This is a genomic window from Chitinophaga sp. 10T418 (assembly GCF_056394125.1).
On sequence record NZ_JBFTHG010000034.1, the window covers coordinates 1 to 5,842 of the forward strand.

A 5,842-nucleotide genomic window follows, 5' to 3' on the forward strand; every position below is an offset into this window, starting at 1 on the left:
TACCCGCAGCAGCGGCGACTTCCTTTTGCATAAGGCTTTTTTGTTCTCTTATTTTTTTGATGTTTTTGCCGATATCCATAATGGCGCAGTGTTGCTAGTCTTAAAGGTAGTCAAAACGGCCATTTTGATGAACTATTTGTACTTTTTGACAATTTACACTTGTCAATATGGAAACTAATACTTTATTTTGTACTTGTCAAAACGTCAAAAAATATTTTTATGGGTACAAAGTCAATCAGATACTGCAAGCTACATGGYCGCAGCCAGGAAGTGAACAAACTTTATCCTGATGGTCGTTCTGGTTACCGATATGTTCCCTGGCTGCGGATCGGGGGTTTATGGATGGAGAAGTTTGGTTTTAATGTGGGAGATCCTATTGAAATTACAGTTGATAACGGAACGATGGTTATTAAAAAGCTTCAGATCAATGGAGATAGCGGAAATTAAACAGCAACTAACGTTATCGGCTGTATTGCAGCACTACGGCTTAAAACCGGATAAGCACCTACGTCTGCACTGTCCGTTCCATGATGATAAAACACCGAGCTTGCAGGTGTATTATAAAACGCATACCTGTTATTGTTTTAGCAGCAACTGTAAAACCAATGGTAAGGCGTTAGACGTAATCGATTTTGTAATGCATAAGGATAGTTGCAGTAAACATGAAGCTATCCAGAAATGCAAACAATTAATCGGTGGCCTCCTGTATCAAAGTTCCGTCCCCTCACAAACCCGCACAGCTGTACTAGGGAATCTGTTTACTTATTTTAGAAATGGGGTACATAACAGTAAGCCTGCACAGGAATATCTTGCCAGTCGTGGTTTAGATTATACGGTGCTGGATATCGGTTATAATGCAGGTCAGTTCCACCATGGCGCCCGTAAAGATGAGCAGCTGATTAAAAACTGTTTGTCATTGGGTCTGTTGAGTGAACATGACCGTAAAAGTAAGACCGGTGAAATCGCTTACCGTCCTTTTGCCAAGTATTGCCTGGTGTTCGCGCTGCGCGATCGTGAGCGCCAGGTGTGCGGGCTTTACTTCCGTAGTACTGTTAATGAAGATGAGCAAAAACATTTTTACTTAAAAAACAGGCGTGGTCTGTATCCTGGCTATCCTGCACCAGAAACAGCGCGGTTAATCCTTACAGAGGCGGTTATAGATGCAGCTACTTTATTGCAGCAATCAGCCATCACTAAGGATTACAGTATACTATCCTGTTATGGCACCAATGGTTTTACAAAGGAGCATCAGCAAGCTATTAAATCCTTATCTGGCTTAAAGGAAATCATTTTTGCTTTTGATGGTGATCAGGCAGGAAATAAAGCAGTAACTAAATATGCGGCAGCGCTCCGTGAGGAGCTGCCGCATGTTATTATTAGTACGCTGCATCTTCCTGCGGGCGAGGATATTAATAGTATTGCGCTATCACATGAACCGGAAATTTTAGAACACTTGCTTAGTGAACGAAAGGATTTTTTTCTTTCATCTGAAAATAAAACATCGGAACCCGCTACGGTGGCTGCTGAAAAAGGACCATCACCTGGTGGTCTGGATACTGCGAATCCTTATAAACTTAGCTATAGTACGGAACATGCTTTTTATTATATACAGGGTGGTATCAGTAAACCGCTTGATAGTATGAAAGTTACGCTGGTAGTAGAACGAAAGGATAACAGCCAGAAAAGCCGAAATAAGCTGGACCTGTACGAGGATAAGCAGGTAGAGAAGGTGAGCAGGGAGGTAAGCGAAAAACTATTATTAGATAAAGCGTTACTGGAAGCGGATTTATACCGGTTAACGGATCTACTGGACGAATACCGGGAAAAGGATCTTATTAAACCTGGTGCAGAAGGAGCCGCTATAGGCGTGTATCCGCTTACGTTACAGGAGCGAACCACAGCAGAAACTTTTTTAAAAGAAGGAGGTCTGATAAAAAGATTAAATGACTTGTTAGGACAGGCGGGTATAGTGGGGGAGGAAACGAACCGTTTATTTTTACTACTGATCGCCATCAGTTATAAGATGCCCGAAACCCTGCATGCGCTGATACAGGGCAGTAGCGGTAGCGGAAAGACCCGGTTATTAAAACAAATATCAGATTGCATCCCGCAGGAGAAAGTCACTAAGCTAACCCGCGTCAGTGATAAAGTATTGTATAACTACCCTGAGCATTATTTTATAAACCGGTTGTTATGCCTGGAGGATATAGATGGGCTCAGTGAAGAAGCAGAGTTTGCGTTCCGGGAGTTGCAGAGCAACGGAGAGTTGAACAGTGCTACCAGTATCAAGCTGGAAAACGGGCAGATCACCAGCGGCCAGAAAACAGTAAAGGGGCCTATTGCATCCCTTGCCTGTACTACGCGAGGAGAAATCTATGAAGATAATATGAGCCGTGTGTTCCTGCTGGCAGTGGATGAAAGCGGGGATCAGACCAGTCGCATTATTAACTATCAGAATCATAAAGCCTCCGGTCAGATCGATAGTAAGCAGGAACAGGATACAAAACATTTTATACAAAACCTTGTACGGTCCTTACAGATATACCAGGTTATTAATCCCTATGCCAGTAAGCTACAGTTGCCGCCTGATGCGCATAAGATCAGGCGCTTAAACGATCTGTTTTTAAACTTTGTAAAAATGGTGACACTGGTACATCAGTACCAAAGAAAAAAAGATAGTAAAGGCCGTTTAATTACAGAAATATCCGATCTTGAAACTGCAGTAGCTATTATGTTCGATAGTATTGTACTGAAAGTGGATGAACTAGACGGCAGCCTGCGGCAGTTCTTCGAGCAACTGAAATTTTATCTACAGAAAACATACGATGCCCATGCAACCAATGCCTTGTTTACGCAACGGGAGATACGTCATGCGTTGCGTGTAAGTAAAGCCCAGTGTAGCCGCTATTTTACGCAGTTGTTGCAGTTGGAATATCTTGTATGCCAGAATGGAAGTAACCTGCGTAAAGTACAGTATAAAATAGATTACTGGGATTTATACAAGCATGTGCGGGAAACAATAAAAGCTAATTTAACCAGCCAGATCGCCGCTATTAATCAATAAGTTTGGAACAATCTGGAACAATTATGGAACAATGTAACCCAGTTCCAGTAAGGATTTATATATGATTGTTCCTTGTTCCAAAAACCTGCTCAAGCCCCCTTTTTTAAAAACGTCATAGCTATACTGGAATAACCATATCGTTAGCCCTTCTCTTTATTTTATCACAAAATAATATCATTATTTATGTACCAGATCATAGGTAGTTTTAAAAGCTACCTGTCCGTACTAGGGTACAGCAGCAGTACACAAAGTATGTTGCCTGCGTGTATCCGTGATTTTTTGGAGTACGGGCAGTATAGCAGTATACAGGAGATCAGGCCAGCGGATATTAGTATGTTTTATGAATGGCTGCATGAACGGCCGTTAAAGCGTGGTGAAGGTGGCTCCTTGAGCGAAATGATGATCAGTCATTACGTATATGCGTTGAAGGTGTTTTTTAGCTGGCAGCTTGAAACCGGATGCATTACCAGTAACCCGGTTAGTGTGTTGAAGTTTAAAAGTCCAGGGCGGGGCTACCGGGAACCCTTAACAGTGGCTGAAGTACAAACCCTGTTTGCAGCAGTAGCCACCTGCAGGGAACATGCTATGCTTCATCTGTTTTATAGTTGCGGGCTAAGACGTAGTGAGGCCGTACGGCTACGGTTATCAGATGTTCACTTCCGACAACGGTTATTGTATGTGAGATCGGGCAAGGGTGATCGGCGGCGGGTAATCCCCTTGACGGATAAGGTTGCGGTTAGTCTGGAGCAGTATGTATTACAGGAGCGGGGCAAAGCCCGGTGCATGGGTACTGCGTTTATGCTTAATAGCATGGGCAGGGCTATGCGAGGTAATAATTATGCGGTCCTGATTAAATCTTTACTGCGCAAAGCAGGTATGGATAAGGGTATCAGCCCGCATCATCTACGACATAGTATAGCTACCCATCTTTTACAAAGCGGCATGAGTATGGAATATGTGCGTGACTTTTTAGGGCATAAATGCCTTGAATCCACGCAGATCTATGCCCGTCCCGGAGCGCATCAATTACAAGTATTATGACACTACATGAATATCTTGAAAAACACTATACGCCCGCTACGGTGGAAAGTTATAACCGGGAAATATCCATCTTTTTAAGCAGTTACCCATCTGCGCCTACGGCTGGTTATGCAGAGCTGATCAGTTACTTAAGTGTTTTACGTGAGCGTTATAATAATGCAGCTACGTTAAACCGCATCCTGTGCAGTATTAAGGTTTACTATGATTATTTATGTTGTATCGGTAGCCGCAATGATCATCCAGCGCGTTCTATCCTGTTACGTGATCAGCGTAGCCGTGATGTACAGTTGCAGGATCTGTTTACCGGGGAAGAACTGGAAAAGTTACTGGACCGTAAAGAACGTTATCAGGCTTTATATTACCGTAACCGGGTGTTAATGGGGCTATTGGTCTATCAGGGGTTAAAACCGCAGGAAATGGCCTCAATAAGCGTAATAGATATTAATCTGGAAACGGGCAGTATCTATATAAAATCTACTCATACTACTAACAGCCGCACCTTATCATTAAAGCCCGGTCAGATCCTGGTGCTATATACCTGGTTGCAGCAGGTGCGGCCAAAGTTGTTAAGGGGTGCTGATAGTGATGCGCTGCTGATCGGCCACAGAGGCCGCCCCATGAGTGCAGATGATATAGTAAAACATGTAATCAGGAGTTACAAAAATGCGTATCCTGAACGGGTAGTAACGGCGCAGGCTATACGTGGCAGCGTGATAGCTAATCTGCTGGCTCAGGGTCATGATATTAGTGTGGTGCAGCAGTTCGCGGGGCATAAGTATCCATCCAGTACAGAACGGTATAAACAAAGTCAGGTGGAAACGCTGAAAGCCGCGATAGAACAGTATCATCCAATGAGATAAACCCCGCCCGTGCTGATATGCAAGGTTACTTCTAATCATTATAAAGCCTTTATGTTGAAGGAAAAAAGGTCTCACTACGGGCTAGGTCGGCAAAAAGGCGCGCCAGTCCTACGCTTGCCCCTTCCGCTGCGCTCCAGGGGCTGCGCTTCGTCCTGTCACGCTTTTTGCGCTCCCGTCGCCCTTCGTTCGGCCAGCTCCCGGTCTGGCTAAGGGCAGTTTTAAATCGAGGTCGTTTTAATGCCCGCCATCCCTTCGCTGTCCATTTTGTCCGCCCCCCGCCGTCCCCCCTGGCCTTCCATTTTTGATTTTGCCGTCCGCTGGCGCTCCCGGCGAGACAAAGGACGAAGGCGCGGCCTGCTGTGGCTCCGTGCATCGCCAGGCCCCTCCGCTGCGCTCCGGGGCCCGGCTCGCACTCCCGCCCCAGCGGCCAGGGGGGGAATGGCGGTGTGGGGCGGCAGACCGTATGCCCAGGCGACAGGATATAGCCATCAGCGTTATACCGCTGACCCGACACCCGGAGAATAAGACTGCGCGAACACCAGCGTCAGTACCTTGATCATCTGTTGTACTCTCTTGCTTCCGTCCCGGTAGACAGATGATGTGATCAGCTGTAGAACATAGGCTGGACGTTAGTTCTATGACCATCGGCAGAATATAACATCAGCAGCAGTAACACATCATCTATCTACCAGGACGGTTGCCTGCCTTTTACCCGCCTATATTTTTTTCTTTCAATTGAAAAAACAGATGAAAGAAAAAGCAATATATTTATGGGAGTTCTTTGAGTAAGCACCAGGTTGCGGATGGTGGGGAGGAAGTGGAGTTTGAGTCCAGGGGGTTATCGTTATGGGTTTAATGGGAAGGAGAATGATAATGA

Annotated in this window: 4 protein-coding genes; all 4 read left to right on the forward strand. The window is 45.1% G+C overall.

Annotated features, from left to right (window positions below):
* Nucleotides 1-219 precede the first annotated feature (219 nt).
* On the forward strand, nt 220-447 hold the full coding sequence (locus AC1DCV_RS35565; protein ID WP_477027649.1) for a SymE family type I addiction module toxin: 228 nt from the start codon (nt 220-222) through the stop codon (nt 445-447).
* Nucleotides 428-3,064 carry a toprim domain-containing protein gene (locus tag AC1DCV_RS35570; protein ID WP_477027650.1) on the forward strand — a complete coding sequence of 879 codons (2,637 nt, stop codon included), beginning with the start codon at nt 428-430 and terminating at the stop codon, nt 3,062-3,064. The genes AC1DCV_RS35565 and AC1DCV_RS35570 overlap by 20 nt, the downstream gene beginning before the upstream one ends.
* Before the next feature lie 183 nt (nt 3,065-3,247).
* Nucleotides 3,248-4,105, forward strand: a complete 858-nt coding sequence (locus tag AC1DCV_RS35575; RefSeq protein ID WP_477027651.1) for a tyrosine-type recombinase/integrase — start codon at nt 3,248-3,250, stop codon at nt 4,103-4,105.
* Nucleotides 4,102-4,965, forward strand: a complete 864-nt coding sequence (locus AC1DCV_RS35580) for a tyrosine-type recombinase/integrase (RefSeq protein ID WP_477027652.1) — start codon at nt 4,102-4,104, stop codon at nt 4,963-4,965. The genes AC1DCV_RS35575 and AC1DCV_RS35580 overlap by 4 nt, the downstream gene beginning before the upstream one ends.
* The last annotated feature ends 877 nt before the right edge of the window (nt 4,966-5,842 follow it).